Below are 26,436 nucleotides of genomic sequence, written 5' to 3' on the forward strand. Positions count from 1 at the left end.
GGTCACTTGTATGCCTTCTTCAGACGGACGGGCACGGCGGTGGAGACGTGCTCGGCGAGGAAGCCGCTGACGCGGGCGAGCTGGTTGTCAGCCCGGTCCGTGAGCTGGGAAATCGGTGCTGCGGCGGTCGTGGATTGCGCGGCGTGCTCCAGCGCCCTGGCCTTGTTCGGGCGGGCGTGGTCGGCGAAGACGTCGTCCAGGTGGGGGCCGGTGATCCGGACGGGCCCGATGCGGCGGCCCTCGACGGTCAGGGACATGTAGTGCTCGAACCGGTCCAGGGCGGCGACGACGTCCGGGCCGGGCCGGTCTCCCCACTCGGCGGTGATCGGGGCGATGGCCGACTGTGAGCCTGCGGTCGATGCCAGGGTGGAGGCGTTCTGCACCAGTGACTGCCGTACTGGTCCAGGAAGGCGTGAGAGTAGTTGGGTCATGCCGTGGACGTGGACCTTGTACTTGCGGAAGTCCTCGAACATGGAGGCGATCGTTTCGGGAGCGGCGCCGGTGAGGCTGATCAGTTCGTCGAAGTACGCCCGGAATGGGACCCGTTGGGCCTCTGGCGTGTCTCTCCTTGAACGGACGGCCCGCAGCAGGTCCCGGGCCAGCAGCGCGGTGACCAGCCTGTCGGTGGGCCCGTTCCCGCCCGGGCACACCCACACGATCATCCGCGAGTCCATCGAGGCCCGGATGTTGTAGGCGCCGGCCCCCTGCCCGAGGAACGCCCGGGTCACCGGGTTGGCCGCCAGCCGGGCGAGCGGGTTGAGGACGACGGCGAACGCGTCGGTGGGCAGGGTCGGGAACACCGTCTTCCACCATGAGCGGGTCTCCTCGTCCAGGCGCCCCTCGATGGCGGTGAGCGCCGAGCCGCGGAAGACCGGATCGGCGAGCAGGGCCCGGACATGAAAGATCGTGGCCTGGTCCTTGGGCCGTCCGGCCTGGCAGGCTGCTTCGTTCACCGCCACCAGCACCGCCAGGGCGGCGGTCAGGATGGTAAGCGCCCGCGGGGCGGTTGCGTCGTCCCAGCCGAGCACAGACGCGTAGGCATCGGCGGTCGCCTCGACGACCTCGTGCGCGATCTGGCCCTGGTGCATGCCGATCGGATTCCAGGAACTGACCTGCGGATCGGGTCCGCCCGCGGCGAGGTCGATCAGCGCGATCCGCTGCATCAGGTGGTCGTGGGCGAGGAACGGCAGAGCACGCGGCCACGAGTCGCGGTGCGGGTCGACGAACATCAGCCCCCCGCCGGCGTGCGCCCAGCCGATCGCCTGCGTCAGTGCGCGTTCGGTCTTGCCGCCGCCTGCCTTGCCCACCCCGACCTCGAACAGTGTCTCGGCGGCGTAGGTGGCGACCAGGCGCCGGCGCCCATCCGCACCCCGGTAGATCCCTTGCAACAGCAGTGAGCGATCCCCGTGCTGGAACGTCGGCAGGTCGGAGGAGAGCAGGGGCAGACGGCAGTGCACGGTGGGTGGCTTGAGCAGGCCGACCAGCTCGTCCAGGCGGACCCAGTTCGCCTTGGGCGGCTGGCAGTGCCCGAGCTCCCACCGGCGTTCGAAGCCGCGGCGGCTGGGCCACCGGTCCGCCCCGAACCGCCACGGCCCCAGCATCCAGCCCCGCATCACCCACCGCGAGCCGCCGCCGAACACATCCAGCGCCGCCTGGACCTGAGCGAGCCGGGCCTCCGCGCGGCCCTCGAAGTTGGAGGCGCACATCACCAGCAGCTGCACCCGCACCAGATGGTCATCCTCGGCCAGCTTGCCCAGCCCCTCGGCCGGGTCCACCCGCCGCGGGACTGGCGGCATGACCAGCCGACGCCCGCCCACGCCCTGCTTGCCCGAGACCAACTGCTGTACGTGCGAGATCAGCGAGTCCTCGATGCCGGTGGCGTCCTGCCGCACCCACCGCGCGGCGCGCTGGGCCTCTCGCCGCTCCCGGCGCCGCGCGTCGCTCATCAGCTGCATGCGGCGTGCCCGCAGGGACCACTTGGGGGCGCGCTGGATGTCGAGCCGTACCTCTGCCAGGTCACCTAGTTCGGCACGCAGGTCGGAGACTGCGTCGATCAGCGGCTGCAACGGGTCCGGGTCCAGTGGCACGTCCCGCAGGGGTGCGGTCGGCTTGCCGCGCAGCAGGAACTCGGCCCGCACGACATGCTCACGCCGCTTGTCGGCGAGAGGGTTGCCCCGGTTCACGGTGACGTCCGGGCCGAACGGCGTGATCGACAGCAGGCGTTCGCCGCCGGCCGGGCCCTCGATGCGGTAGCGCAGCGGCGTGCTGCCGTCGGCGCGCAGCCTGATCTGAACTGTCTTCGCCCGGCGCGGCGTCCACCACGGCATGCTCGTCGACGCCCGCGCGAGCTGAACCCCACGACGGAAGATCTCCTCCAGTCCGGGATCGAAGTGCCGCGACGGGACGAGCTCCAGCGCCATCCGCTCGGCCGAGGCCTTGCGGGCCAGATTGCGGGCCACCGCCTCGCCCGCCGCCCAGAGGGTGACGGCGGCCAAGGCCACCACCCACCAATGAGTGATCACCCAACCGACGGCGGCAATGACGCCTAAGACGAGTCCGAACACCTGATCCGGTATCGATGCCGAGGCTTGAGCGGTCAGGTACGGGGCTGCGGGGTCCACGTAGTTGCTCCTGTCTTGGTGCTGCGGATGAAGTGCCAGTCAGTGACGCGCAGGTCGGTGTAGGTGCCGCCGCGGTCCTGGCCCGCCCACACCAGATGGACCACCGCCTTGTCCGGGCTGCCGTCCTGGCGGGCGACGGCCGCCTGGATGCGGAAGCGAGTGGTCGCGAACGCCGGTGCGATCGCCTGGTTTTGGCTGGGGAAGATGCCTGGCCACTTCGCCCGGCCGATCCCGGTGGCGTCCGCGCGCAGCAGGGCGCGCCCGGCGGTGAGCAGCTCCTGCTCGTCGGTGGCCTGAAGGTCGGCGGGCCAGGCCGCCTCGAGGTTCCACTGGACAGCCTGGTCCCCGGCCGCGCTGTCGCCGTGCGGCGGCAGAGCGGACTCGACGGCAGGCCGGGGCGATGCGGCCGGTGCCGGAGGGGGAGCGGTGCCGGAGGCAAGCGCGCTGGCCGTCGATGAGGGCGGACCCGCGGTGGTATACGCGGTCGATGACGGCGTCGACCGTTCCTGGCCATGGGGAATGCTCAGCAGCGCGATGCCTGCGACGGCGAGCACGACGGTGCTGAGCAGCAGCAGGCGCGGGGAGCGAGGCAGGGTGGTCACAGCAGCCGTGCCCCTCCCGCATAGCCGGACATGGCGTTGACAGCGTCCAAGCGCACGACGGTGCCCGGGCGGGGTGCGTTGACCATCTGTCCGCTGCCCACGTAGATCCCGACGTGGTAGATCGTGGCATCCCGGCCGGGCGCGGTGGCGTAGAAGACGAGGTCACCGGGCTTCAGTGCCCGGGTGCCGAGGCTTGCGGGGATGCGCTGCCCTGTACCGGCCTGGGCGGCGGCCACGCGGGGCAGGCGGATGCCGGCTTTGGCGTACGCGTACAGGGTCAGGCCCGAGCAGTCGAAGCCCTTGATGGTCGCGCCGCTTTTCCCGCCGGGGGAGCAGCAGATTCCGTACGACGCGCCCTGGGCGTTGCCGCCTCCCCACGAGTACGGCACTCCCCGTTGTGCCAGTGCCGCCTCGAGGACGGTGCGGACCCTGCCGGACACGTCCTTGAGGCCGGGGTCCTTGGCGGCCGCTGTGTACTGGTCGATCCACCCCAGCACGTTCGACACGTACGCGTCCGAGCGGTTGTACTGGAAGATCGCTGCCCTCAGCTGAGCCCGCTTCGCGAGATCGCGGCCGTCGCCGCACACATAGAGCGCGGCGCCGAGCGCGGCATCATCGGCGTTGTGCGGGTCGGCCTGCTTGTCACCACTGGCGTCCTTGCCGACGCCGTCCCAGGTGGAGGGCAGGAACTGAAAGGGCCCGACGGCGCGCTCACCTTGTGCGGTGCCGTCCCAGCGGCCGTTGTCGGTGTCCGGGAAGGCCGTGGTGTTCCCGCCCGCGCCGGACCCGTTGAGCAACACTCCGTAGATCTTCGGGCGAATGTCACCGCTCGGGCTGATGTTGCGTCCGACGGCGTGGTTGGACTCGACCTTGGCAATGCCGGCGAGGATCGGCCAGCGCATGCCCCGGCACTTCGCGGCATGCCTGCCGGCCTGCTGGACGGCCTTCTTGTACGCGGCCAGCATCCGCGGCGGGATGTCCGCGGCGCTGCCGCCCTCGGCGACCCCGCCGTCATGCTGTACGCCTTTCTTCAACGCGACGTACGCGCTGATCGCGTTTCCTACCGGTGCGGCGCAGAACGCGGCGGCGAACAGCAGCAGCACGATCACACATCCCCACCGCGCCAGGCGCCGTCGGCGCGGCCTCACCTGCCCTCACCATCTTCGTCCGGCAGCTCGCCCAGGTCCTCGCCGAGTTGCCGCCACCAGTTCCGGAAGTACGGCTGGTCGTAGAGGTGGGCGTCCGGGTCGTCCTGCTGGCGGCCTGGCTGTTCGGTCCGGTCTCGCTCCGGAGCTCGATGGTGCGGCCCGGCCTCGGGTGGAGCCTCGCGCGTCAGCCTCTGGAACATGGCGCGCGCCTCGTCGCGGGCGCTGCTGCTCACCCGGCCGCCCCCGGGAAGGACCGTCCCGGCCCTGTCGGATGCCGGTGCGTCCGGAGGCCGGGACGCACCACCGGCGAGTCGTGTCGGCGATGGCGGCCGGGTGCTCCCTGAAATCGACACTCCAGAAGCTGAAGCACTTGGCGATGCTGATTCCGGCCTTGCCCCGCCCGGGATGGTGGAGGATCCGGTCGGGCCTGGGACCGCCGGTGCTCGGGTGGACAGCCGCCGACCGGTGACCGGTCCGGTCCCGCCGCTGGCGTTCGTGCCGTCACGCACGGCACGGGACATCCGGCGTCCGGTTGCGGTCCAGGCCCGGCTGTCTTCGCGCAGGGTGTTGCCCCAGACCCGCACCTGCTGGCGGGCGTCCTGCAGGTAGCGGGAGCCTGTGGCCCGCGCCCGGCCGGCGTTTGCGGGTAGCCCCATCGTGGTCCCGTACGCGGCTCGGCCTCCGCGGTGCAGGAGGCGGTAGCCGCGGTAGCGGACCAGCCGGTTGTGCGCGCGCGTTGACAGCAGCGTGCGGTCGGAGTGCTGGTCGTGCAGGACCTGTCCGGTGGTGCGGTCGACGATCTCGCCGTCCTCGTCGCGGTAGCGGTCCGGCGGGCCTTGGGGCCGGCGCGGACCCCCGCCGCCCGGTCCGTGGCCATCGCCCCCCGGGCCGTCCGCGTTCGGGTCGCCGTCGGCGAGGGCCTTGCGCCACCGGGCCAGGTGCTCCTTGTCCAGGCGGCGGCCGATCAGCAGCCAGTGCGCGCTCTTGGCGCCGAGCCGCAGGCCGAGCCCACCGACGGCGGCGGCCGCGGTGAGCGGGGCCAGGCCGCGTCCGGCTTCGGCGGTGGCATCGGCCAGCACACGGCCGGTGTCGACCGGCATGCCCGCGCCGTCGGCCAGTGAGGCGAGGGCGCCCATGAGGCGTTGGCGGGTGCCGAGGATCCCGTACCGGCCGCCTCCGCCGCCGGTGAGGGCGCGCAATCCGCTGCCGCCGTAACCGCCGAGTACGGTGGGGGAGTTCATGGCGAGGGCGGCGCCGAGCTCGGAGGTGTCGCCGGGCAGGTGGGTGCCGCCGACCTTGGCGTAGCGCATCCGCATGGCCATGCGCCGGCCGAACGAGGAGATGCCGGTCAGCATCCGTCGGTGGCCGGCCGCGCCGGCGATGGCGAGGACGTCGATCAGCAGGATCCGCTCGACCATCAAGTCAGGGCCGTTGGTGAGGGTGGCGTCGACGGCGATCCCGAAGGCTGGCACGAACGCGCAGATGCCGACCATGCCCGCCATCGAGATTCCCCACAGGGACAGCCATTTCCACACTGACTGGCGGGCGGGCCCGGGCAGCATGCCGGCGATGAACGTCACGCCGCCGACGGCTGCGGCCGCGGCGCAGATTCCTTGGGTGCCGAGCAGCACGATGGTGGACGACAGGAGCATGCCGCAGATGAACAGCGTGGCGATCAGCAGCAGGAGGGCGCCTCCGACTCGCCACCAGGTGGGCTTTTCCGCGTATGCGGCGCAGGCCTTGCCGACGTCGCCGGCCTTCGTCATGTCGGCGAGGAACGCCGCGAACTCCTGGTCCTCCTCGGTGATCACCGGCCGGGCGGCGTCCAGCAGTTCCCCGCCGGGGGTCAGGGATGGCAGGTCGCCGCTGTCGGGGCCGTCGTCACCGCGGCTGTCGGGGTCGTTGTGGGCTATGCAGTACTCCTTGGCCGGGCCCGCGACCTTGCTGCACGCCTCTTCGGCGTCCTCGGACGGTTCGCTGTCGGCTTTGTAGCCGCCGATCAGCCATTTCAGGTGGACGGCGTAGGCCTTGCTGTCGGACTTTTTCGCCGGGTCGAGGATGCGCCCGTACTGCAGCAGCATGTAGGGCTTGACGATCAAGGCGTTGGTGATCGAGTCCTGCAGCGGGCGGGCGACATCCGTGGAGGAGACCGGCCGTTCGGCCTCGTGCTCAAGGCACTTGATCTCGGCGTTGCCGGCCATGCCGTCGCAGGGGCCGCGGCTGGCGAGCTTGCCTCCCCAGTTGTAGGAGTTGACGCTCTCCTGGGCGACCTCGGCGGCCACTTGCTGGGTCTGCCCCAGCGGGCCGTCCTGGGTGAGCAGGTAGTCGGGGCGGACGAACGCGGACGCAGCGAACGCCGCGATCAGCAGGGTCAGAACCATCTCGCCCAGACCGCGGCCGACCCGGCCGCGCACGATCATGAAGCCGGTGAAGACGAACGCCCAAGCCAGCAGCAGTCCTTTGAGCCCCAGGGCGTCGACGACAACGGTGTTGTAGGCGTCGGACACCTTCTGCGCCGGAGCGAGGAGGATCTTCAGCAGCGGGAACCTGAACGCCATCTCGATCGCCCAGCCAGCCAGTCCGACCAAGAGCCGGATGAGGGCGAAAATGCCGGAGAGGGCGAAGGCGAGGGACTGTGTCTCGAAGCTGAAGATGGAGCCGCCCTCGGCGTTCAGCTCGTATCCGTTGATCGGCACGCCTTCGGAGGAGTAAATGTTGAGAGGGGCGAGCAGGTCTCCGGTCTCGCTGTTGCTGCCGGCCGCGTATACCACTTGGCTGTTCACCAGGACGAACACACCGGCGAGCAGCACGACGGTGGCGGCCGAGCGCAGTATCGCGCGGTCTGGGCGGAACATGTCAGCGCCGCCTTCGCCCAGCGGAGTTCCGCCACCGCCACACCACGAGTGCGGCCATACCAGCACCGGCCGGGACCAACCGCCATGCGGAACCAGCATCAGCCGGCTTCTCGGTGGGGGCACTCGGTGCATTGCCGCGCTCGCAGTACTCCTTAGCGGGACCAACGATCAGCGCGCACGCCTCCCGTTCTGCGTGTGGGTCGTCCGCGGCGAAGGCCTGTCCTGTGCGCGGCCACCACGCCGCTGGCACCCCCACCCCGGCGGCCAGGACCAGCACGCCGACCACGACACCGACCAGGGCCAAGACGATTGCGGCTACGCCGAGGCGACGCGGGTGATCGAGACGAGAAGACGTCATCGGACAAGTTCCTTCGGACGTGCGGCTGCTGCCTCACGGGCGGGCGGCTCGGGCTCGGAAGACGCGGCAGCGTTAGGGCGGCGTCCCGGTGTGGTGGTGATGGACGTGGTGATGCGCGGGATGCGGGGAATGGAGACCTTGATCCGTCCGGTGTTCTGCCGCGGGCAGGTCAGCAGGAACTCGCCCTCACGGCCCCTGCGGCCGACGGGGGACAATCCGGTGGTCACGAGCCGCACTAGCTCGCCGTTGTTCGGGTCAAGGCCCACGAATTCCAGGCCGCGCCGGGCGCGTTCGCGGTCGGTGGTGCGGGCCAGTGCGCGGTAGGCCATGAGTCCGCGGTCGGGGCCGAGTTCCTCGGCGTCGTGGGATCCGGCGATGAGGCCGGCGCCGTGCTTGCGGCCGTCGTGGAGGATCTCGTGGACCAGGGCGGTGCCCTCGGCCGACGAGGTCAGCCAGTACAACTCGTCAGCCACGACGGCGGTGAACCGTGTGGGGTCTTCGAACGCGGTCTGTCGGGCGAGTGCGGCGATCAGGTAGAGCACGGCCCGACCGATCAGGGCTTCCAGCGGCTGCTGGTGCAGGACCTCTGGGGTGTCGAACGCGGCCTTCGGCGGCAGCTTGAGCCCCGCTGTCGTGATCACGATCATGTCGGAGGCGCTGGACGCGTCGAGCCGGACCGGCGGCAGTGCGGGGTCGAACACCATCCGTGCCAGGGAGTTGGTGGCGACCACGCGGATGAGACCGGCGAGGGTGGCGGCCGCGTCCTGCCGTTTGCCCACCTCGGCTCTGGCCATCTCCTCCAGAACTTCCAGCACGCGGCTCATGGACGGGGCGTCGCTGGCGGCGGCCTGCTCGACGGCGTGATGCAGTACTTCGCCGTTGGTGCTCATCGGGCCGATGCCGAGTTGCAGGGTGAGGTAGGACAGGGCGTAGTGGCGCCCCTCAGGCCCGTCAAACGTCCTCAAGGGGTCGATGGACACCTCTGCCTGGGCGGCGTCGATGATCTGTACGCGGCCCTGGGCCGCAGTGCGGGCGAAGGTGGCCCATTCGCGGACTGGGGTGCGGTCGATGCAGATCGCGCAGCCACCCCGCGCCCACACTGCATCCGCGATCAGCTTCTGCAGAACGCTCTTGCCTGCGCCGAGGTCCCCGACGATGCCCATGGACGCGGATGCATCTACCTTGGGCGCGTCCGCCACGTTGATCATCACGGGACGGGTGGTGCCGCTGTCCAGGTCGATTCCGAGGAACATGCCGTTCGGGTCGCCGACTTCCGACGTGGTGAAGGCGCCGCCCAGGGCCCAGTCCTCCGAGACCTGGTGCTGGGTGAACTCCCCTGCCACACCCGGGCGCACGGTGCCGGGCAGCCCGAGCGTGAACAGGGTCTCTTGCAGGCCGGTGGGGCGCACGGCGCGGTAGTCGGCGCCGCCCAGCAGCGCGGCCAGTGCGCGGGCGCGGGCGTCGCAGACGGCGGCGGTCGGTCCCCACACGGTCAGCCCGGTCACTGACTGGACCTCGACCTCGACGGATGTGCGGGACAGGCGGGCGTTGAGTTCGCCGAGGTCGCGGGCGGCGTCGGTGAGGGAGGCGGGCATGCCGGTGGGGCGGGCGTCGTACTGGTCGGCTTGGTCGATGAGTTCGTTCTTTTTGCGGCGGACCTGGTCTCGGGCTTTCTCGGCGGGGACGAGGGTGAGGTCGATGGTGTAGTCGACGGGGAAGTCGAGGGTTTCCAGCTGGGTGAACAGGTCGGCAGCGTCCTGGCTGACTGCGGGCGGGCACTCTGCCAGTGCGAGGTGCGCTTGGTAGCCCACCCCGGCGTCGGACTCGACCTGGAGCCAGCGCCGCCCGAGCGGTGAGCCGGTGTTCAGCCGCCACCAGGCCTTGCGGCCCGGCCGCGTGATTTGACCGGTGCTCTTGAGCTCGTCGACGTCGTCCAGTTCGGGGTCGATGCCGCCTTCCTGGAGACGTATTTGGCCGAGGTCGGCGTAACTGGGGGAGCGCAGCACACCGTCACGCAGGTGCCCGCCGTACAGCTCGCTCTTCTCGGACTCCGCCAGCAGTGGTTCGGCCAGGCCGCGGTGCAGGGCGTGCTGGACCATCCACACGATCTCTGCCGGGCAGGCCGGACGGAAGGCGATGCCGCCGGCGAGGGCGGCTTCCACTCGGGAGGCCTGTTCTCGGTAGGCGGTCACCTCCCGCTGCGTCACCGGTGTCGGTCGCATGCCCAGCAACGAGGAAAGCTCCGCCCAGGCCGCGCCGAGGGCAGCCGAGATCTGCAGGCCGCGGGTCTCGCTCTGCAGCGGCACCGCCAGCCACAGGGTGCGGCGGTGCATCTCCTGCTCGTCCAGCAGATCCAGGGTCGCCTCGACGTTCTCCACCCATGGGTGCGTGCCCGCGTCCGGTGCTGTGTCGGTCGGCTCGATGCCCTCGATCATCTTCAGGGCTATCTCGCCGGGATCGACCTGCGCGCACAGCCCGAACAGCCGTGGCGATCCGGACAGGGAGCGCACCAAGTGAGTGACCCTGGCGAGCTGTTCGTCACGGACCGCGGCGGGTACGTAGGTGCCCTGGACTGTCTCCTCGTGTTGTCCCCGTGCGTCCGGGCCCGGGTGCAGGCGGTAGATGGCCCACACGCTGGCGTGCGTCGACCAGACCAGGTGCCCGGCGATATGACGGATCGGAACCCTCATCGCGCACGCCCGCTCTGCTCGGCGAGGGCGATCAGCTGCTGAACGCCCGAGACGGGACCCGTCGGTGTGACGGGAGCAGCCGGTTCTGCCCGGCGGTGCGCGACCGGCCTGCCAGCGGCCGGACCAGGGCGCGCTGCTCGGTCGGTGCGCCCTCGCACTTCAGGGGACGGGGCGGCTGTCACGCCATGGACAGGGGGGTCCTCGATCGTGAAGCCGCCGATCAGCGGATGCGACGCGCGGTCTCGGGCGGCACGCCCACCGATCCGCCCACCCTGGGGCTGCCAGAGGAGCAGCAGCCAGCCCAGCGCCGCCTGCCACGGGGCACGGCCGGCGATCTTCGGACGGCGCACCGTCCAGATCGACAGCAGCCAGGCCGCGATCGGGAACGGCCCCATCCACGACCACCAGCTGATCGTCTTGATCAGAAGGAAGCCACCGCCGACGGCGACCGCGATCTGCGCAGGCGTGTACGGGCCTAGGGGAATCTTCCAGTCCGCGACCTTGCCCAATACCCAGGGATGCCGACGGGCGGCGGTGTAGAAACGGCCCGTCCGGCCCGCGGCCGCCGCGGCGCTCACAGCCAGCCTCCGAAGCCCGGCGAATGGTCACGGGAGGCCGGGAGTTCGGACTGCACCACGCCGGGCACGGCGGGCGCGCCCTTGGCCGGGTTCTTGACCTCGTCCTCGAACATGTCCGACAGGTCCTCGCGGGAGTTGTACAACCCCAGCGCGATGATCATCAGCAGCAAGGCGCCGATCCCCGCCTTGAGGCTGAACTTCTGGACCATGATCACAACGACGAGCACGAGCAGACCGGCCTGTAGACCCTTGGTTGCCCAGCTCTGAAGCATGGTGATCCACGAGTCGCCCAGGTCGTCCAGCCGGCCAGCGAGGAGCACACCGTTCAACGTGTTCACCGGGAACCCCCGTCCAGGGCCGTCCCGGACTCCAGCGCCGAGACTTCCCAGCGGCCTGACCGGGCGGTGAGCGCGAGCTCGTACGCCAGCGGCCACCGGCCGAGGACATCCCGGGCTTCCGCCTGGGCGAGAACATGCACCGTCGTGCCGTCCGCTGGTATCTGTTCGGCGGCCGCCGTCTCCTCGACGGCGAGGACCTGCTGCACGGAGACCGAGCTGAAGGGGGAGGCGGCGGCGGTGAGCTGCACGCCGGGAGCGAGATACCGGTCGACCTCGCCGGCACCGGTCAGGTACGCGGTGAGGAACTCACCGGCGGCCGAGGAGAGATCACCGTCCGGGACGGTCACGTCGTACGGCGACTGCGGCACCTCGGCCCGGCCTGGGCCGGACACCACGCCCGGCGCACCGGTCACAGCGAACGAGGCACCAGCACCATCGGCGGCCACCGGCACGGCGTAGTACCGCACCGTCCCGTCGGCGTACTGCGCAGCCACCGTCACCGACCACACGCCACCTGCGCGCTGCGCACTGTGCACCGCAGTGACCGACGCCGGCGTCGACTGCGCACCCGCAGCGCGGTCCGGCAGTTCAGCATCCGGAGCCATCGAGTGCGCAAGCCGAGCCTGCGCACTCGTCGCGTCGTCCGCACTGCTGCGCAGCCACGCGTGGACGAACAACTGCGCATAGCCAGCCGGATCGGCAGCGACCGCCCTGGTGCGCACAGCGGCGGCGGGCTTGGGCGAGGTCGCCGCCTCAACCGTGGTCGGGGTAGAGGCGACGGCGACACCCAGTGCGATTGGGCCGGCCCCGATCACGGTCCAGACCGCCACGCGCGACAGACGCACTCGGCGTCGCATCGCCTCCAGCCGGGCACCTGCGGCCATCGGAGCAGTAGCCCCGCCCGAGGCCTGCTTGCCAGGAGACATGGTCAAACTCCCAGGTCAGAACGAATAGTGCTGACCTTGAGACAACCTGCGGGCCCCGACCGGACCACCGACCATGGACCCCCGACCACGGTCACGATGAGGACACGAAGTCCATGGTCGGGGTCATGGTCTGGCCCGACCACAGACCCGACCACGGCTCCGCCGCCCGTAGAGAACGGTGCGCTCAGTCCGGCCCGAGCCCCCGGGCCGACGACAGGGGTTCGCCTGCAGTCCGATCAGTGGACCCGCGCACCCATGCGCAGCCGGTTGCCGTCCGGGAGTCGGCAGCGTCTGCGCAACGCGGCAGCCGAACCTGCGGACAAAAGGATCAGCAGGCTTCGGCCGGATTGCGCAGCCGTGTGACGCCAGCCGACTGCGCACGAGCCTTCGACCGGTTGCGCAGCTCCGATTGCGCATCGATCGCCCGGTGCTGCGCAATCGGGCGGCGCGCACTGCGCACACAGGAAGGAAGGCGCGTGGTCGGCCCAGACCACGGGAGCCAGCCAGCTGTGTTGCCGGATCGTGACCAATGGTCGGGGCTGGTGGCCGCCCTCGTGGTCGGGGTCGGCGAGTGAGCTGACGGAATGGAACACACGCACGCTTCCACGCCCGGGGCCCCCGGCTGCCTCACCTCGGCTAGGCCGGAGGTCTGCCCTGGCGGCAGCGCCCGCCCGGCGTGGGAGGCATGGCTGTGAGCCGTTTCGGGGCGGGGATCCGACGTGGCGTGATGGCCGCCGATTCCTTCACCCAGATCGCCAACGCCTTGTTCCGCGACTCGACCTTGTCCTTCAAGGCGAAGGGGATCTTCGGGTACGTCAGTACGCACACCAATGGCTGGCAGGTGACCGTCGCCGACCTCGTCCGCCTGGGTCCTGACGGACGGGAGGCGGTCCGCACCGGGCTGCGGGAGTTGGAAGCGCGCGGCTATCTGGTCCGTGAGCGTCTGCGCCGGACGGACGGCACGCTAGGCGAGATCGTCTACTGCATCACCGATCGCCCGGCCGCCTGGGACATCGCGCTGAGCGAGGCCGACTTGGAGATCGGTACACCCGCACCCGGGCAGGGCGACGGGTACGCGGCGGGGATCCGACGTGGCGTGATGGCGGCGGACTCCTTCACCCAGGTGGCCAACGCCTTGTTCCGAGCCAGGGAGTTGTCCTACAAGGCCAAGGGACTGTTCGGGCTGCTCTCCACGCACCGGGAGGGCTGGCGGATGACCGTCGCCGACATCGCCCGCCGCGGACGTGACGGTGAAGGCGCCGTCAAAAGCGGGCTCAAGGAGCTCGAGAAGTACGGCTTTCTCGTCCGGGAACGCGAGCGCGGGGAGGACGGAAAGCTCGGTGCGGCCGCGTACTTCATCACCGATCTGCCCGCCCTGCAAAACCGCAGGTCACAACCAGAGTCCGGTTTTCCACTAGTGGATAATCCTACGTTGGCTGATTGGCCCACTAAGAACACCATCAGTAAGAAGACCACTCAGCAGCACAACAACCCCCTCCGTCCGTGCGGCCGCGGCGATGCGCCACGACCTTCTGGACGGGCTTGCCGGCCGGATGGGCTGACCCCGAGGCCAGCGCCCGTCGCGGATGAGATGCACCCCGGGATCCGGCTGCTGCTGTCGATCGGGGCTGACCACCCCGAACTCCTGCTGGCCGGGCAGGCGCTGACCGACCAAGGCCGCGTCGTGACCGTGATGCTGGAATCCGGCTGGAGTCCCGAGCAGCTGCGGCATGTCATCGTCGACCGGCCTCTGCCACATCCGGTGCGGACCACCGTCGGCGCGATCGTCGCCGCTCGCCTGCGCACCGCCCAGGCCTACCCGCCGCCCGCCGTCGCCGCCGCACACCCCGACGCGTTCATGCCGGACCACTCGGCTCCCTCACCTCGCGCCAGCGCGACCGGGAGCGAACGCACGGTCGCCCAGGCCCTGAACTACCGGGCCCTGACCGAATGCGCCGGCTGCGGACGGCCCGGAACCGCCCCTGGTGAGGACCTCTGCCCGGCCTGCCTCGACTGGCCGCTCTGCCGGACCTGCCCGGGGCCAACTCCCCGCCGCGCCCACCCCGACGGCGACGGCCGCTGCACCACGTGCGCTTCCACGTTCATCGACCACCTGGAAGGAAGCACCCCATGACACAAACGCTGCCCATGTCGCCGACCGGGCACCACCAACGTCCCTTCGCTCACGACCCGGGGCGGTGGGAGACGGAACGCGGGCGCGCCCTGCGCGACAGCACGCGCTCGGCCGAGTGCCAGCCCACTCGTGTATGAGCGCACCGGGTGGGGATGGCTGGCCTGGCCCGTGCCCGGCGACGGCACGGCGCCCGAACAGCCCGTGCAGATCGGAGTGCTCGCCCCGGGCGCGACGATGAGGCGGCAGCTGGCGGTGCGCTGGCTTCTCAGGCGGCCCGCACACCGCATCGCCCTGACCAGTGGAAGCCGAGCATCTCTGCGGTTGTCCGCGACGGTCGTGGGCGCGCTCGCCCTCGTTGCCGCCTTCTACGCCCTGGGCCGCGGCATCCGAGCCGACCTGGTGCTGCCGGCGATGCTGCTGGCCCCACCGCTCACCGAGCATCTGATCGACTGGCTCGATACCCGGGCGGTCGAGCACGTCCGCTGGGTCGAAGAAGACGCCGCCTGCCGCTACCTCCAGCGTCTGGCTGCCCTGCAGACCTACCTCATGGAGGCGGCCGCTGGCAGCGACCGCTACGAGCTGCGGCGCTCGGCCGAGGTCGGCCACCGGCTGTTATGGGATGCCGCCGACCTGCTCCAGGCCGGCGACACCCGTCTGGTGTCGGCGCGCCTCATCGACCGGGAGCGGCTGATGGTTCAGCTCGCCCACCAGGCAGCCCAGCTCCTGGAGCACGCCCGTGCCAAGCCGGCCTCCGGTGGCGAGGCCAGCCAACCCGATGACGGCATAGGCCCATTGGGTCCGCTTCCCCCCGGCTTCGAGCGAGCAACACCACCCCGACCAGCACCCGCCCCCACCGCATCACCACTGAAGGGATCCCCATCGATGACTCAGGCTCAGTCCGACACCACAGTCCGCGCCACGGACGTCTACCTGCTCTTCGCCCACGAGCCGTACTATCCCGGCGGCGGCGCGCAGGAGGTCAACGCCACCGTGGTCGCTGCAGCCTGCCTGCTCCACCCCCAGGTGCGACAGCCCGACGGTGCCAGGATCCATGACCGCCTCACCCGGGGACGTAGGCGGGGGGAGATCATCCCGCTCGCCACGCTCACCCACGAGCTGGGCGGCGGTGCCGGCTGGCCGTACGTCGGTGACTGGGAGAAGGTCACCACTGATCTCGTGCAGCTCGTGCGCGCCGCAGGGTGTGACGCCCTTAGCCTTGGCCTGCCTGAGATCGCCCGCGCTCTTATCTGCACCGGCCCGAGCAACGAGGTGCGCACCCTCGACACCGGATCCGGCCGGAGCCTCACCTATGGGCCGAAGGAACGCGCTGCCGTCCTCGCCGAGATCGACGAGTTGCTTGCCTGCCTCGTCGCCGAACAGGACCTGTGGCCCGGAGACGGACTACTGCCCCCGCACTTCCAGCAGACGTGAGGCCGTACTGAGACTGCTACCGGCGGCTGGCGTGCAGCTGTCGGTAGCGAGCCCGTGCTGAGCGAGGAAAGGAATCGGTGGCGCTGGTGGAGGCTGCGAGCGCCGCAGCAACGGCGTGGGCCGGCCGCGTAGCGATCACCTCGGCGGCGATGACCGGCTCCGCGAAGCCGTGCAGCTTCGCGGAGGAGAAGTGGCTGGCCTCTCCATACCGGTCATCGTGCGGCGTCTGGCCCGCCGGGAGTTCGTCGATCCCTAAAAACCAGAGGCCGCGGTCTTACGGTATCCCGTCTGCGACGCGGTTCGGCGTGCTGCAGTCAGGACGGCGAGGAGCGGCGGGCTGCCAGATCCTCGAGGCGGGAGCGTTTCCAGCGCTGCTGACGGGGGCGGCCGCCGCTGCCGCGCCGGTATTCGTATCCGTCGGGCTGCTCGAGATCGGGCAGGAGCCCGTGCCCGAGCGCGCTGATGAAGCTGTCGGCACTGCTGTACCCGAGGATCCGGGCTGCCTCGCCGGCGCCGACCAGGTCCGCGTTCTCGTCCTGGTCAGCTGGAGGCAGTACACCGCGCTTGCGCGCGACGTCGACGACGGTGGCCCGACGCCACTTCTTGCGGGCGCGGCCCCGGCTGCCTTCCTCCTTCTCCAGCGCGTCCGGCTCCGGCAGTTCGGGAATGCGTCCCTGGTACAGGGCGCTGGAGAAGGAGGAAGGACGGCTGTAGCCGAGCAGCGCCGCGACCTCGGCCGTGCCCAGGAGCTCGTCGGGATCGCCCTCGGCCGAGACCTCAGGCCTGTCCGCCGCCGGCGCGGAGGCGCGGCGGCCCTTGCCGGGACGGCTGGCGACCCAGGCCACGATCGTGCCGCGGCGCCACATCGGGCCGTCGACGTCTTCGTCGGGCTCCGGGAAGTAGCCGGGCCGGTCGCGGAAGTAGCCGTCGATGGTCGACGTGCGGGTGTACCCCAGCAGCTGGGCCACCTCCCGCTTGGTCAGCAGCTCGTCCTGATCGGCATCGAGCACCGCGGCCGGCAGCTTGCGTTTCGCCGGTGCACGCTTGGCGAAGAACTCCGCGACCTGGTCGTGGCGCCAGAACCGCTTGCGGCCCTCCTGGTGCGCAACCTCCGGGAAGCCACTGTCCGGGTTGTTGCTCCAGTCGCTGATCCGGGGCTTGCTCGTGCCGAACTCGGACACGATCTGCGCAGTGTCCACGAGCCGGTCGGCGGATGACATCAGGGCCCCTTTGAAAGGATCAGCACGGTGCTGTCGGCACTCGGATGCGCGCGACATGTTCGATAATGCCAAAGGGGTCGGTTTGCTGTCCAGCCTGACGCCAAAACGGGGCTACAGCACTTCCTCGCCCAGCAGGCACACACCAAAGCGCGCGGCACACCTCTCCAGCTCCGTGTAGGCCATGGCCGCCGGCGAGGCATCCCACGTCGCGAACGCGAGAGCGCCGATCGCCTCGCCGCGGGTCATCGTGTCATCCCACGGCGTGCCCGCAGCGGCGCAGCGCTCGGCGAGCTGACCGTCGGACAGGCTCGCGGCCTCACGGTCGATGCTGGATTGGACGTCTATGACGCCCTCGCACCATGCACTGTGGCCGCTGGACAGCATGTCGAGCAGCGAGTCCGGGTCACTCACGCTCTGCGCCTGGGCGGCGAGATCGAGCAGCAGGGCGGTGGGGTTCTTCTCCATGGTCATCTCCTTCATCCACTGTAGGCGGGCCTGCCGTGCCGAGGCATTCCCCGGCACGGCGGGCGGTGGTCATCAGCTGTGAGCGGTGCAGCCGTCACACATCGGGCGACTGCCACTGTTGCGGGCGAGCTCGGGCTCCTTGCGGGGCTTCACGGTCAGCGCCGACCGCACCTGGCTCTCCAGGGCGGTGAACTCCGGGCCGTCGTCCGGGCAGACAACGCCCGGGTCGGGCGCTCCGCACGATTTGGCATGCCGGATCAGATCGGCGATGCGCCTATCAGCACGGAAGCTGTCCCCGCGCACGTGCTCGACTTCGGCATACAGCTCGGCAAGCCGCGGCCGCCGCCTGCTGGACAGCAGCAAGTCGGGCAGAGACGCGTAGCTGCACAGAGAGCAGGAGCAGCGCGAGTTGCCGCGCCAGTCGCCGGCACCGGGCGCGGAGTCGTAGGTCCAGCAGTACGGCACCGGAGCGCCGGCGTGCCACTCCTTTACGGCGTCGCTCGACCAGTCCTTGACGGGCAGCCACTCGTCGACGATCCGGGCGGAATTGGCCAGCACGGTGCGGAAAGGCGGACGCTTCTTGCGATCGGGTCCCTCGTCGCTGCGTAAGCCCATGACCTTGAGGATCCGTACGGGGCGGCCGAGCTCGCGCTTGAGGCGGTTGACCATCGGGGTCCAGGCCGCGGAGACCACGCCTTCCTTGGCGTACTTGCGGCAGTAAGGACTGCCGATGCGCGGGAACCGGCCGTATGCCGCGATCTCGGTCAGCAGGCTCCGTGGCATCGGGCTTCCGTCGGGACCGGGCATGGTGCGCGTGACCTCGATGTGCCGGTCGGCTGGAACGCCGAAGGCGGCACTCTGCAGGGCGGCGAGCTCGGACACCCCCGGGTAGCGGGTGCCCTCGAAGACGACCGGGGGCCACTCCAGCACCCCGAGACTGGAGTGGTAGGAGATCACCCGGTGCTCCACGCCGGCCGATTGGACGGCTTCCATGAACACCGCCATCATGACCGCGCTGTCCTTGCCGCCGGACAGCTGGGGAGCCAGCAGGTCGTAGGCGGTCAAGTCGAGGCTGTGAGGCGGGCGGTGGGCAGTGAGCGAAGACATGCTTCCTCCAAGGGGACGAGGACGGGGCGGTGGGACCGGGCAGTCCGGTTGTCGCCGATGACGCGGCGGAGCACAGGTCACGGTGATGCGCGGTCGGGGTCGGGACGCTTGGGGTACGGCCGAAGCGCGGGGAGACCAAGTTCGATCTCCTCTCGCTCCCGGCGGGTTCGGCCGAGTCGGTACAGGAACCGGTGCGCGCCGCGGTGGCGGATGTTGCGGGCGCCGACCGCGGCCAGGGCCTCAGCGAGCCAGCGGGCCGGATCGCCGCCGGGCCGCGGCCGCGGAGCACCGAGAGCAACGAGCTGGGCTGCGGCGTATTCGTGACCCTGCTCCTGGCGGCGGATCTTCTGGGCGGCACGGTCGTGGAAGACGGTGCCGTCCGGCAGGAGCTTCACCGTCCGAGCGGTGGCCCGGCCAGCGTAGACGGCGTTCGTCGCGGCGTAGATCGTGCCCACGTGCCCGGGCATCACCAGCTGGCCCGTAGCGGTTCTGCGGGGCACGGGGTCAGCGAACGACACTAGGCCCCGCACACCCTCGGCGAGGAGGGCATCCATGCAGCGCGCGAGGAAGAACGACTCCGCGTTGGCCGGGCAGGCGTCGAGCAGCACGAACCGCGAACACACGAGGGCCTGCGTGTAGGGGCGGAGCGTCGGGAAGGGCCGGGTGAGGACGGCCCGGCTGACGGGGACGCCGAACACAGCCACGCCGCACAGCCGCCGCCGGATGCCGGAGACGTCGTAGAGGCCGAACTGCACACTGGCCGCGGGCCATGAGTGGGCGTAGTGGTGGGTGAGGACGAAGCTCTTGGCCGGCTCCTCGTCGGGGATGACGCCCACGTCATAATTCCGCCGGTCGAAGCCGCCGTCCCGTACGTGCCTCCAGGAATGGCGGCCGCCTCGCCATCGCTGGCACCACGGTGAGGCGGGCGGCACCTCCTGGAGGTCCTCGAGCGGAAGCGGATCCTGAACGGGGAACATCATGCTGCCTCCCCGACCTCAGGCGGCGCGGCGCCGCTCCAGGCGGGAAGGGAGACGTCCTCGCCCGTCAGGGCCTCGACGACCATGCCGACCAGGTCGCGGCCGGCGTTGGAGGTGACGGCGTTGCCGATCATCTCGATCGTCTGGTCACGGTCCCCGATGAACTCGAACCCCTCGGGGAACTCCATGGCCCGCGCTGCCTCTGGGGGCGTGATCATCCGGTAGCGGCACTCTTCCAGGCTGGCCGCGTAGCCGATCAGGCCGTGCCGGTCCCGTGTGGTGAGCGTGGGCATCGGCACGTCGACCGGCTGGGCGGAGCTGTTGCCGTAGTAGGGCAGCAACTCGTGCAGGGCCGGATCTGCGTACACGACACCGGTGGCTGGACCCGCCGCCGTGCAGCTCGACCATGTACGGCTCGATGAGGGAGCCCTCGCCGTGCACGCGCTTGTACCGGGCCCATCCGGCACGGATCTTGCGGATGGTGTTGGGCGCCAGAGGCCTGCTCCGCTCGCCTATGGTGCGCGCGGGCAGGGTAAAGTCGATCGCCTCGGCTGCGCCCCGTACGCGGGGCTCGACGATCTGGTTGCGGCACTCGACGTGCGGGCAGCGGTAGACGTACTGGCCTGTCTTGACGCCGTACACACCCCAGGGACGTTCGGGGCTGCACGTTTTGGTCCGCTTGAAGGACTGCATGAGGCGGACCCAGCCGTGCTGGGGGCAGGCGCCGTACGGGCGCAGCCACTTGTCGAAGTCGGGTGCCCGCTCGCCCTTGCGCCAGAAGACGACGTACATGCGCGGCCGGCGGGAGCGCGATCCTGGCCCGGCGGCCTGGGCGTGCGCGGAGTCGAGGTAGACGATCCGGTAGTTGTACGGGCCCCACAGGGCGACGCTGCGTACCCAGTTGTCGAAGGCGAAGCCCGGCGCGTCCTCGGGGCCCCACCAGCGGGCGTCCGGGACGTTCTCGACGATGATCGCGCGGTAGCGGTGGTGCTCGGCGAAGCGGGCGATGTCGTGCATGGTCGCCCGTGAGCGGATGGCAGCTTCATCGGTGCCGTCGGAGGCGAACAGGCCGCCGGTGAACTCGCCGTGACCGCGCTTCTTGCCCTGGGCCCGGGTGTGGTGGGTGCACTCCGGGGATCCCCACAGGATGTCCGTGCGCGGGTAGCGGGTCGGGACGACCTGGGAGATGTCGGCGCAGTCGTGGTCGGTGTCCGGGTGGTTGTGCTGGTGGGTGTTGATGGCGTGCCGGGAATGGTTGGCGGCGATCACGACTCGGACGCCCGGGACCAGCAGGGCACCGCAGGTGGATCCGCCGGCGCCGCAGAACAGGTCGGTCATGGTGACGAACACGCTGAACTCCTCACGTCGAACGTTGGGAAGCCCGTGCGGGCGGGGAGAAGGGCGGATCAGGAAAGGGGGAGCTGACTGGCGCCGCGGAGCAGGGCGTCCCACTCCTCGTCGAAGGAGCCGTCCTGCTTGTTGATCACACGGGCGGGGGCGGTGGCGAAGAGCTCCTCGGCCATGGGCCACTGCGAGCCGCGGCGGCGGACCCAGGAGCGGGCACGCCCGTAGACCGGGTCCTGCTCGAGATCGACGCCGCGCCGCTCAGAGACGGAGATCAGCCGCCGGGCCAACTGCTGCGGCCGCCCGAGGTCGACGCGCTCGGTGGAACGCATCACGGGCCGCCGTTGCCCGGAGTCGGACAGCAGGAACAGACGGCGCACGTGGTACAGAGCCCACGGCATGTCGAGTTCGCGCTCGAAGGCCTCCAGGCAGGCCCGGTCCCGTGGCTGGGTGGGGTCGAACATCTCCAGGAGGGTCTTGCGGCCGTAGAGCTTCGCGTTCGGGTTGAGGCTCATCGCCGTGTACTCCAGGCGCAGGACCTCACCGGCGATGCCCGGGTGGGTGCGCATGCGCTCCAGGTGCGCGGGGAGGGAGCCCATGGAAATCGGGAAGCAGCAGAAGGTGCAGTAGCTCTTGGGCCAGTGCACGCCGAACCGCTTCACAAGCGAGTCCTCGACCTGCTGCCGGCCCCAGCCCCAGTCGATGAGGGGGTACTCACCGGTCCGGCCGGGCAGTTTCGACGAGGCCTCGTCCTTGAAGCTGCGTCCGGCCTCGTCGGCGTTGAAGCCCATGATCTGCCGGAACGGGCGGCCGCCGAAGGCCTGCTTGAGCCACCAGTCGCCGACGTCGCCCTTGGCCCACAGGCTGCATTTGCGGGTGCCGGCCTGTTGGGGCACGGTGCCGACGGATTCCAGGTCGTCCCACAGCGTCCACGGCCCGCGGGCGACGAGCCGCTCGGGGTGGCGGGAGTCGTCCAGGACCGTGAACCCGTCCTGGCGCAGATGCCCGTTGCGGGCCAGCTGGACGAGCCGCACGCCGTGCTCGCGCAGCAGCGGCAGCAGGAACTCCTCGACCAGGAGCCGGGTCTCGGGCCACTCACTGCCGGTGGCCATGTGCAGGACGACGGTGCGCTCCAGATCGATCCCGTACGCGGCCGGGTCGGTCAGCATCTCGGCTAGGTAGGCGGTGGAGTCCGCTCCCAGGCCCCAGTTGATGACGGTGTCGAGGTCGTCAGTGGTGGTGAGGCCGGGCAGCGACGGCGTATACGCGGTACTGGGCATGGGGTCCGTCACTCCTTCCGGGGCCGTGCCCGGCCGGTCGGCCGGGCACGGAAGTGGGTTGAGCCGGTCAGCTCAGGGCGGCGAGTACGTCGGCGGGGCCGGGGACCAGCACGGCGCGCTCCTGGGCGAGCAGGCGGAAGTTGCCGTCGGCGCGCACGTCATCGGTGGGCGGTGCCACGAGCAGAGGGCGGTGGAGGTCGGCTGCAACCTCGGCGGTCTGCATCGCGGGCACGAAGGAGTCCACGGCCTCGATGAGCACCACCGCGCGTACGAGCGCGGCGAGCAGGGTGGCGCTGGCCTTGAGCGTTGCTCCGCTGGCTTCGGTGCCCGGCTTGACGAGGCTGACTACTGCTCCGCCGCTGGCGGGGATGGAGCTCAGCAGCTGGGCGTGGTCGTGCGGGTGGGCGCGGTCCAGGCCGCGGGGCAGGACGGCGAGCGTGGCGTGCCCAGTCAGGGCTGCGGCTCGGTGGGCGGTGGAGTCGACGCCGTACGACAGGGTCGAGGTGACCGTGTGTCCGGCTTCGGCGACGGCGGTGGCGAAGGCCTTCGTCGTCGTGAGGGCCTGTGGGGTGGGAGTCCGGTTGCCGGTCACGGCGACGGCCCGGCCGGTCAGGCGCGGCAGGTGCTCGTGTCCGCGCACCCACAGGCCCAGGGGGCAGTGGTCACCGAGGTCGGTCAGGGCTGTGGGCCACTCGTCGTCCGACGGGATGACGAAGTGGCACGTCAGCTGCGCGTTCGCGAGTTCCTCGCGTGGCCGGTACTGGGCCAGGCGGCCGCTGGCGTCGTGGTCGACGCCGTACTGCCACACGTCCTGGGCGGAGTGGTGGGCGAGGTGGGGGGCGACCTGGTGAGGGGCGTGGTGGACGGCGAGCGCGGTGCGTGCGGCGCGTTCGGACAGGTTGGTGCTGGGCATGGCGTACCTCCGTGACGGGGCGACGGCCGACGGGCATGCCGGGGCCGGGAAGGGCGGTGCGGGAGCGGGGTGGCGCGGGAGCGGGGTGGCGCGGTCAGCGGCCGGTGCGGCTGGGCGCGGTGACCGCGTCCCAGGGGCGGCGCGGCGGCGTCTGCCACCAGTCGGTCGCCGGTGCAGCGGGAGCTGCGGCCGGTCGGGCCGGTGCGGCCCGGTGCGGCTCGAGGGCGGTCGCACGCCCGGCGAGGACGGCGGGCAGGGTGTCGTCGATGTAGGCGACGTGGTGGGTGAGATCCACACCGACCTGGGCGGAGTCGAGATGAAGCCGTTTGTCGCGCAGTGCGAGGTCGCCCGTGGCGATCACGTGGACGGCGTCGGTGAGGCATTCGGCGACGTGCCGGGCCAGGGGCCCGGTGACAGTGCAGATGACCGGGACCGGCTCGCCGTCGCGCCACTGGCCTCGCGCGCGGTCGTACTCGCGCGGGACCTGTATCACCGTGAACCGGGCGGCGGGGGTGCCGCGTTCGGTGTGGCGCAGCTGGACGGTTCCGTAAACGCGACCGCGGATGACTGCGGTGGTCTCTCCGCTCATGGAGGTACTCCTTGATGCGACGAACGGTCTGGCGGTGCCCGGAAGCCACCCAAGCAAGTTCCATAATACCTATCTCTGAGGTGGGTGTCATCCCCTTTTCCCTTCCAGGAACAGACACCCACCCCCTCAGGCCGGCTCCGGCCTACGGCTTTCGGACCTAGCCCTGCGCCGCCACCCCTGGCCCGGGCAACGGCTTCTGGCAGGGCCCGGGCCCCTCGCAGCAGGTCGCTGAGCGCGGGTTGATCCACTGGCATTCCGGGCAGCGCCACATGAAGCCGGCGGCCACGGCCGCCGCGAGGATCGGCTCCGTACGGATCCGTGCGGCCTCTGCCGCGCTCAGCAGCGCATCCAGCGACGCAGGCCTGGGCGCCCTCTCTGCCTCGCAGTCGTCGAGCACGATCCTGTCCTCGACCTCGATCCGCAGAGGCACCGTGCCATCGGTGCGAACGAGGCGGTCCACGGCACTGTCCAGGTGGACGGATATCCGAAAGGCTCCGACCTCGTGGTCGAGGTAGGCGAACACCAGGACGCCATCGACCATCAGGCACGGAAGATCGCCGCCCGTCCCCGGGTGGAAGACGGCACGTCGGTGGGCTCGCTCGCAGGCATCGACGTCGGGGAACTGGAAGTCGAGGGGGACAACCCGTGGGCGGCCCTTCCTGCTGACGGTGTCGGCGTACAGCGAGTAGCCCTCGTCGGGGCGGTTGTTGCGCTCGGGCCCGTAGTACAGGTCCACGACTGCGCGGTCGTCCAAGGGCGGTTCGTCGGGGACGCCTTCCTCGCCGGTGACGTTGTCCCAGCACTGGCGTACGTGCTCGGCAAGTCCGCGGATGGCGGAGTCCTCGTCGGCGAACAGCTCGATGCCGTTCTCATGCCGTTCCCAGCGGCGCAGGACCCAGACCTGCCCCGGCCGAGGCGGTGGAATGTGCGCGACGGCCGGGTCCGGGAGGCGGGTGAAGTCGAACTGCTCCAGCCACGATTCGAGGATGGTGACGGCGTCCGCGCCGGGCCAGTCGCCCCTGCGCTCCCGCAAGTCGGTCATCTCCTGGTGTAGAGAGATGACTGCCTCGCCCACGGAGCTGTTCGGGTCGGGGATGATCACGGTGGTTCCCTTCTTGCGCTGTGGCGTGTTTCGGGTCGGGGTCAGAACTCGCCGAAGATGCGCAGGCTGACGTGCCAGCGGTGGAGGCCGGCCTGGTGCTCGGCGGTCGCGGTGGCGCGACGCAGGTCGTCCTCGTAGTTGTGGTTGATCCATGCCAGAACGCGTAGTTCGGCCTCGTCCGGGCTGGTGGCGTCGATCGCGAACACGGTTGTCGCGGAGGACCGTCCATCGTCCGGGCGTTCGTAGGCGGTGTCGCCGACACGTTCGGCGTGCCAGGCAGCCTCCGGGTCGGCGGGCACGGGCGGGAGGGTCACGGGAAATGTGGTGGGCATGCGGCTTCTTCCTCCGGGGCACGCATTGCGGGGCGGTGCCTGGACAGGGCCCGGACCGTGGGCCTAGTCCTGCTCCAGCTCCATGGCGGTGTGCAGCAGAGCGAGCAGGGCAGCGGCGTCAGCGGGAAGGGCGGCTTCGCGCAGGGTGCGCTTGCGCAGGACGGGCACGTTCAGGCTGATCCCGATGGGGAGGGCGGGCGTGTCCGGGTGGGAGACGAGCCGGTAGTTGCGGGCGGCGATCATCCATGCCTCGTACCGGTCGGCGGGCCGTCCGCTGCGCGCGGTGTGCCCTTGGTCCGGGACCAGTTCGGGGCACGGGCACGCCGGGTCAGTGCAGGGGCGCCCTGCGGGATGTGAGGCGAGGACCGGCCGTGAGCGGTAGTGAGAGGCGGTGCCGTTGAGCATCGGGCAATGGGCGGCGGTGTAGGGCTGGCACTCGGGGTGCAGCGTCGGCTCGGGGGAGTAGCCGTGCTGCTCGTCGGCCGGGCGAACGATGACGAAGAACCGTTCCTCAAGGGGCTGTGAGCAGATCTGGCACAGGCGCTGGAGGAAGGCACGACGGGCACGGCCGGCGTCGAGGCTGCCGAACACGGCGTGCCCGTTGTGGATCAGGGAGACGTACGGCACGACCAGGCCACCGGCCAGCGGGCGGGCCAGGCAGCGTACGGGGATCGCGGGGCTCATCGAAGTTGCGCACCCTTCTGGCGGGCTGCCGGTGAGGCGGGGCGGAACCGTGGGGCAGTGCTCATTGCGCTGCCCCACGGGCCTTCTTCGGTCTAGGAGTCGGCCGGGGTGTCGGTGAGTTCGATGCAGGCGGCCGGGACCTTCGCGATGCGGAAGCGCTTGACGTCCTGCGGGATCGTGAACTGGGTATTGTGCGGGTCCCTGCGCAGCTGGTCGGTGGAGTCCTCGTCCAGCACGAAGTCGAACCGGCTGCCGGTCCTGTTGCGCTGGCCGACGGTGCCGGTCAGGCGGCGCAGGCAGGCCGGTCGGATCGACGTGTTGATCCGGCCGATGCGGCCCGGGGTGATGACGGGGCGCTGGGCGGCGTCGAGTTCGATCAGGCGCGCTGCGGCTGCGCTCCGGTTCAGTCGAGCGGGTAGAGCACCAGCGCGGCGACGGCGGTGTCGGGGATCTCCGGGAACAGCCGCCGCAGTTCGGGGTCCCGTGCCAGTTCGCTCTCCAGCGGGTACACCTCGCCGGTCAGGCCGTGGACGGGCGCGTAGCGGCCGATCGAGTAGGTGCTGAAGGGCGAGTAGAGGTTGCCCTCGGAGTCCCGGGACAGGACGACCAGGGTCTTGCCGGGAAGGCGGGCCCAGTCGTTGCCGACCAGGCGGCGCAGGACGTCCAGGGTGAGTGCCTGGTCCCGCTCGATCGGCTGTGCGGACTCGGTGGATTCGGACTTGGACATGACGGACTCCCTGAG

The 26,436-nt window shown here is 70.6% G+C and carries 24 protein-coding genes; 2 read left to right on the top strand and 22 right to left on the bottom strand.

Annotated features, from left to right (window positions below):
- Positions 1 to 2 precede the first annotated feature (2 nt).
- The 8 genes from ACFPQ9_RS40240 to ACFPQ9_RS40275 all read right to left on the bottom strand — a co-directional run bounded on the left by ACFPQ9_RS40240 (position 3) and on the right by ACFPQ9_RS40275 (position 12,116).
- Positions 3 to 2,621 carry an ATP/GTP-binding protein gene (locus tag ACFPQ9_RS40240; RefSeq protein WP_380864518.1) on the bottom strand — a complete coding sequence of 873 codons (2,619 nt, stop codon included), beginning with the start codon at positions 2,619 to 2,621 and terminating at the stop codon, positions 3 to 5.
- Positions 2,597 to 3,223, bottom strand: a complete 627-nt coding sequence (locus ACFPQ9_RS40245; protein WP_380864520.1) for a hypothetical protein — start codon at positions 3,221 to 3,223, stop codon at positions 2,597 to 2,599. Before ACFPQ9_RS40245 ends, ACFPQ9_RS40240 begins: the two co-directional genes overlap by 25 nt.
- Complete coding sequence (locus tag ACFPQ9_RS40250; RefSeq protein ID WP_380864522.1) at positions 3,220 to 4,332, bottom strand: C40 family peptidase; 1,113 nt, start codon at positions 4,330 to 4,332, stop codon at positions 3,220 to 3,222. The genes ACFPQ9_RS40245 and ACFPQ9_RS40250 overlap by 4 nt, the downstream gene beginning before the upstream one ends.
- A 35-nt stretch (positions 4,333 to 4,367) precedes the next feature.
- Positions 4,368 to 7,226, bottom strand: coding sequence for a hypothetical protein (locus ACFPQ9_RS40255; RefSeq protein ID WP_380864523.1), 2,859 nt, complete (start codon positions 7,224 to 7,226; stop codon positions 4,368 to 4,370).
- A 354-nt stretch (positions 7,227 to 7,580) separates the two neighbouring features.
- Entirely contained in the window at positions 7,581 to 10,274 is a 2,694-nt protein-coding gene (locus tag ACFPQ9_RS40260) for an ATP-binding protein (RefSeq protein ID WP_380864525.1), read from the bottom strand.
- A complete protein-coding gene (locus tag ACFPQ9_RS40265; RefSeq protein ID WP_380864526.1) occupies positions 10,271 to 10,852 on the bottom strand; it encodes a hypothetical protein in 582 nt (193 codons plus the stop codon). The genes ACFPQ9_RS40260 and ACFPQ9_RS40265 overlap by 4 nt, the downstream gene beginning before the upstream one ends.
- A complete protein-coding gene (locus tag ACFPQ9_RS40270) occupies positions 10,849 to 11,190 on the bottom strand; it encodes a hypothetical protein (protein ID WP_380864527.1) in 342 nt (113 codons plus the stop codon). Before ACFPQ9_RS40270 ends, ACFPQ9_RS40265 begins: the two co-directional genes overlap by 4 nt.
- Positions 11,187 to 12,116: a conjugal transfer protein gene (locus ACFPQ9_RS40275; RefSeq protein WP_380864529.1), complete on the bottom strand. Its 930-nt coding sequence runs from the start codon at positions 12,114 to 12,116 to the stop codon at positions 11,187 to 11,189. The genes ACFPQ9_RS40270 and ACFPQ9_RS40275 overlap by 4 nt, the downstream gene beginning before the upstream one ends.
- Before the next feature lie 727 nt (positions 12,117 to 12,843).
- Here ACFPQ9_RS40275 and ACFPQ9_RS40280 point away from each other — a divergent pair.
- Both ACFPQ9_RS40280 and ACFPQ9_RS40285 read left to right on the top strand, forming a co-directional pair.
- Entirely contained in the window at positions 12,844 to 14,250 is a 1,407-nt protein-coding gene (locus ACFPQ9_RS40280) for a hypothetical protein (protein ID WP_465269613.1), read from the top strand.
- A gap of 129 nt (positions 14,251 to 14,379) precedes the next feature.
- Entirely contained in the window at positions 14,380 to 15,681 is a 1,302-nt protein-coding gene (locus tag ACFPQ9_RS40285) for a hypothetical protein (protein WP_380864530.1), read from the top strand.
- 314 nt (positions 15,682 to 15,995) lie between these two features.
- Here the strand turns inward: ACFPQ9_RS40285 and ACFPQ9_RS40290 are convergent, their stop codons facing one another.
- The 14 genes from ACFPQ9_RS40290 to ACFPQ9_RS40355 all read right to left on the bottom strand — a co-directional run bounded on the left by ACFPQ9_RS40290 (position 15,996) and on the right by ACFPQ9_RS40355 (position 26,421).
- A complete protein-coding gene (locus ACFPQ9_RS40290; RefSeq protein WP_380864532.1) occupies positions 15,996 to 16,901 on the bottom strand; it encodes a helix-turn-helix transcriptional regulator in 906 nt (301 codons plus the stop codon).
- Between the two features lie 111 nt (positions 16,902 to 17,012).
- Positions 17,013 to 17,366: a hypothetical protein gene (locus ACFPQ9_RS40295; RefSeq protein WP_380864534.1), complete on the bottom strand. Its 354-nt coding sequence runs from the start codon at positions 17,364 to 17,366 to the stop codon at positions 17,013 to 17,015.
- 72 nt (positions 17,367 to 17,438) lie between these two features.
- The gene (locus tag ACFPQ9_RS40300) at positions 17,439 to 18,473 is read right to left on the bottom strand and encodes an adenine nucleotide alpha hydrolase family protein (protein ID WP_380864536.1); all 1,035 of its coding nucleotides are present in this window, start codon (positions 18,471 to 18,473) and stop codon (positions 17,439 to 17,441) included.
- A 77-nt stretch (positions 18,474 to 18,550) separates the two neighbouring features.
- The gene (locus tag ACFPQ9_RS40305; protein WP_380864538.1) at positions 18,551 to 19,453 is read right to left on the bottom strand and encodes a Mom family adenine methylcarbamoylation protein; all 903 of its coding nucleotides are present in this window, start codon (positions 19,451 to 19,453) and stop codon (positions 18,551 to 18,553) included.
- Complete coding sequence (locus ACFPQ9_RS40310) at positions 19,450 to 19,668, bottom strand: DNA cytosine methyltransferase (protein ID WP_380864539.1); 219 nt, start codon at positions 19,666 to 19,668, stop codon at positions 19,450 to 19,452. The genes ACFPQ9_RS40305 and ACFPQ9_RS40310 overlap by 4 nt, the downstream gene beginning before the upstream one ends.
- Positions 19,598 to 20,800, bottom strand: coding sequence for a DNA cytosine methyltransferase (locus ACFPQ9_RS40315; RefSeq protein ID WP_380864541.1), 1,203 nt, complete (start codon positions 20,798 to 20,800; stop codon positions 19,598 to 19,600). Before ACFPQ9_RS40315 ends, ACFPQ9_RS40310 begins: the two co-directional genes overlap by 71 nt.
- Before the next feature lie 56 nt (positions 20,801 to 20,856).
- On the bottom strand, positions 20,857 to 22,074 hold the full coding sequence (locus ACFPQ9_RS40320) for a hypothetical protein (protein WP_380864543.1): 1,218 nt from the start codon (positions 22,072 to 22,074) through the stop codon (positions 20,857 to 20,859).
- A 67-nt stretch (positions 22,075 to 22,141) separates the two neighbouring features.
- Positions 22,142 to 22,987 carry a DNA-processing protein DprA gene (locus ACFPQ9_RS40325; RefSeq protein WP_380864544.1) on the bottom strand — a complete coding sequence of 282 codons (846 nt, stop codon included), beginning with the start codon at positions 22,985 to 22,987 and terminating at the stop codon, positions 22,142 to 22,144.
- A gap of 94 nt (positions 22,988 to 23,081) precedes the next feature.
- On the bottom strand, positions 23,082 to 23,576 hold the full coding sequence (locus tag ACFPQ9_RS40330) for a single stranded DNA-binding domain-containing protein (protein ID WP_380864546.1): 495 nt from the start codon (positions 23,574 to 23,576) through the stop codon (positions 23,082 to 23,084).
- Between the two features lie 157 nt (positions 23,577 to 23,733).
- Positions 23,734 to 24,678 (bottom strand): hypothetical protein, encoded by a 945-nt coding sequence (locus ACFPQ9_RS40335; RefSeq protein WP_380864547.1) that lies wholly within the window; start codon positions 24,676 to 24,678, stop codon positions 23,734 to 23,736.
- A gap of 41 nt (positions 24,679 to 24,719) precedes the next feature.
- Positions 24,720 to 25,010 carry a hypothetical protein gene (locus ACFPQ9_RS40340; protein ID WP_380864548.1) on the bottom strand — a complete coding sequence of 97 codons (291 nt, stop codon included), beginning with the start codon at positions 25,008 to 25,010 and terminating at the stop codon, positions 24,720 to 24,722.
- Positions 25,011 to 25,073: 63 nt separating this feature from the next.
- On the bottom strand, positions 25,074 to 25,694 hold the full coding sequence (locus tag ACFPQ9_RS40345) for a cell envelope biogenesis protein OmpA (protein WP_380864549.1): 621 nt from the start codon (positions 25,692 to 25,694) through the stop codon (positions 25,074 to 25,076).
- Positions 25,695 to 25,786: 92 nt separating this feature from the next.
- Positions 25,787 to 25,930 carry a hypothetical protein gene (locus ACFPQ9_RS40350; RefSeq protein ID WP_380864550.1) on the bottom strand — a complete coding sequence of 48 codons (144 nt, stop codon included), beginning with the start codon at positions 25,928 to 25,930 and terminating at the stop codon, positions 25,787 to 25,789.
- Between the two features lie 167 nt (positions 25,931 to 26,097).
- Positions 26,098 to 26,421 (bottom strand): hypothetical protein, encoded by a 324-nt coding sequence (locus ACFPQ9_RS40355; protein ID WP_380864551.1) that lies wholly within the window; start codon positions 26,419 to 26,421, stop codon positions 26,098 to 26,100.
- Positions 26,422 to 26,436 lie beyond the last annotated feature (15 nt).

This window comes from Streptomyces coerulescens (assembly GCF_042657965.1).
Classification (GTDB): Bacteria; Actinomycetota; Actinomycetes; order Streptomycetales; family Streptomycetaceae; genus Streptomyces; species Streptomyces coerulescens.

Coding starts and splice junctions, on each gene's coding strand:
- ACFPQ9_RS40260 (WP_380864525.1), bottom strand. CDS start 10,274: ATGAGGGTTCCGATCCGTCATATCGCCGGGCACCTGGTCTGGTCGACG.
- ACFPQ9_RS40280 (WP_465269613.1), top strand. CDS start 12,844: ATGGCCGCCGATTCCTTCACCCAGATCGCCAACGCCTTGTTCCGCGAC.
- ACFPQ9_RS40330 (WP_380864546.1), bottom strand. CDS start 23,576: ATGAGCGGAGAGACCACCGCAGTCATCCGCGGTCGCGTTTACGGAACC.
- ACFPQ9_RS40300 (WP_380864536.1), bottom strand. CDS start 18,473: ATGTCTTCGCTCACTGCCCACCGCCCGCCTCACAGCCTCGACTTGACC.
- ACFPQ9_RS40290 (WP_380864532.1), bottom strand. CDS start 16,901: ATGTCATCCGCCGACCGGCTCGTGGACACTGCGCAGATCGTGTCCGAG.
- ACFPQ9_RS40320 (WP_380864543.1), bottom strand. CDS start 22,074: ATGCCCAGTACCGCGTATACGCCGTCGCTGCCCGGCCTCACCACCACT.
- ACFPQ9_RS40345 (WP_380864549.1), bottom strand. CDS start 25,694: ATGAGCCCCGCGATCCCCGTACGCTGCCTGGCCCGCCCGCTGGCCGGT.
- ACFPQ9_RS40310 (WP_380864539.1), bottom strand. CDS start 19,668: ATGATCACGCCCCCAGAGGCAGCGCGGGCCATGGAGTTCCCCGAGGGG.
- ACFPQ9_RS40275 (WP_380864529.1), bottom strand. CDS start 12,116: ATGTCTCCTGGCAAGCAGGCCTCGGGCGGGGCTACTGCTCCGATGGCC.
- ACFPQ9_RS40255 (WP_380864523.1), bottom strand. CDS start 7,226: ATGTTCCGCCCAGACCGCGCGATACTGCGCTCGGCCGCCACCGTCGTG.
- ACFPQ9_RS40325 (WP_380864544.1), bottom strand. CDS start 22,987: ATGCCCAGCACCAACCTGTCCGAACGCGCCGCACGCACCGCGCTCGCC.
- ACFPQ9_RS40355 (WP_380864551.1), bottom strand. CDS start 26,421: ATGTCCAAGTCCGAATCCACCGAGTCCGCACAGCCGATCGAGCGGGAC.
- ACFPQ9_RS40295 (WP_380864534.1), bottom strand. CDS start 17,366: ATGGAGAAGAACCCCACCGCCCTGCTGCTCGATCTCGCCGCCCAGGCG.
- ACFPQ9_RS40340 (WP_380864548.1), bottom strand. CDS start 25,010: ATGCCCACCACATTTCCCGTGACCCTCCCGCCCGTGCCCGCCGACCCG.
- ACFPQ9_RS40305 (WP_380864538.1), bottom strand. CDS start 19,453: ATGATGTTCCCCGTTCAGGATCCGCTTCCGCTCGAGGACCTCCAGGAG.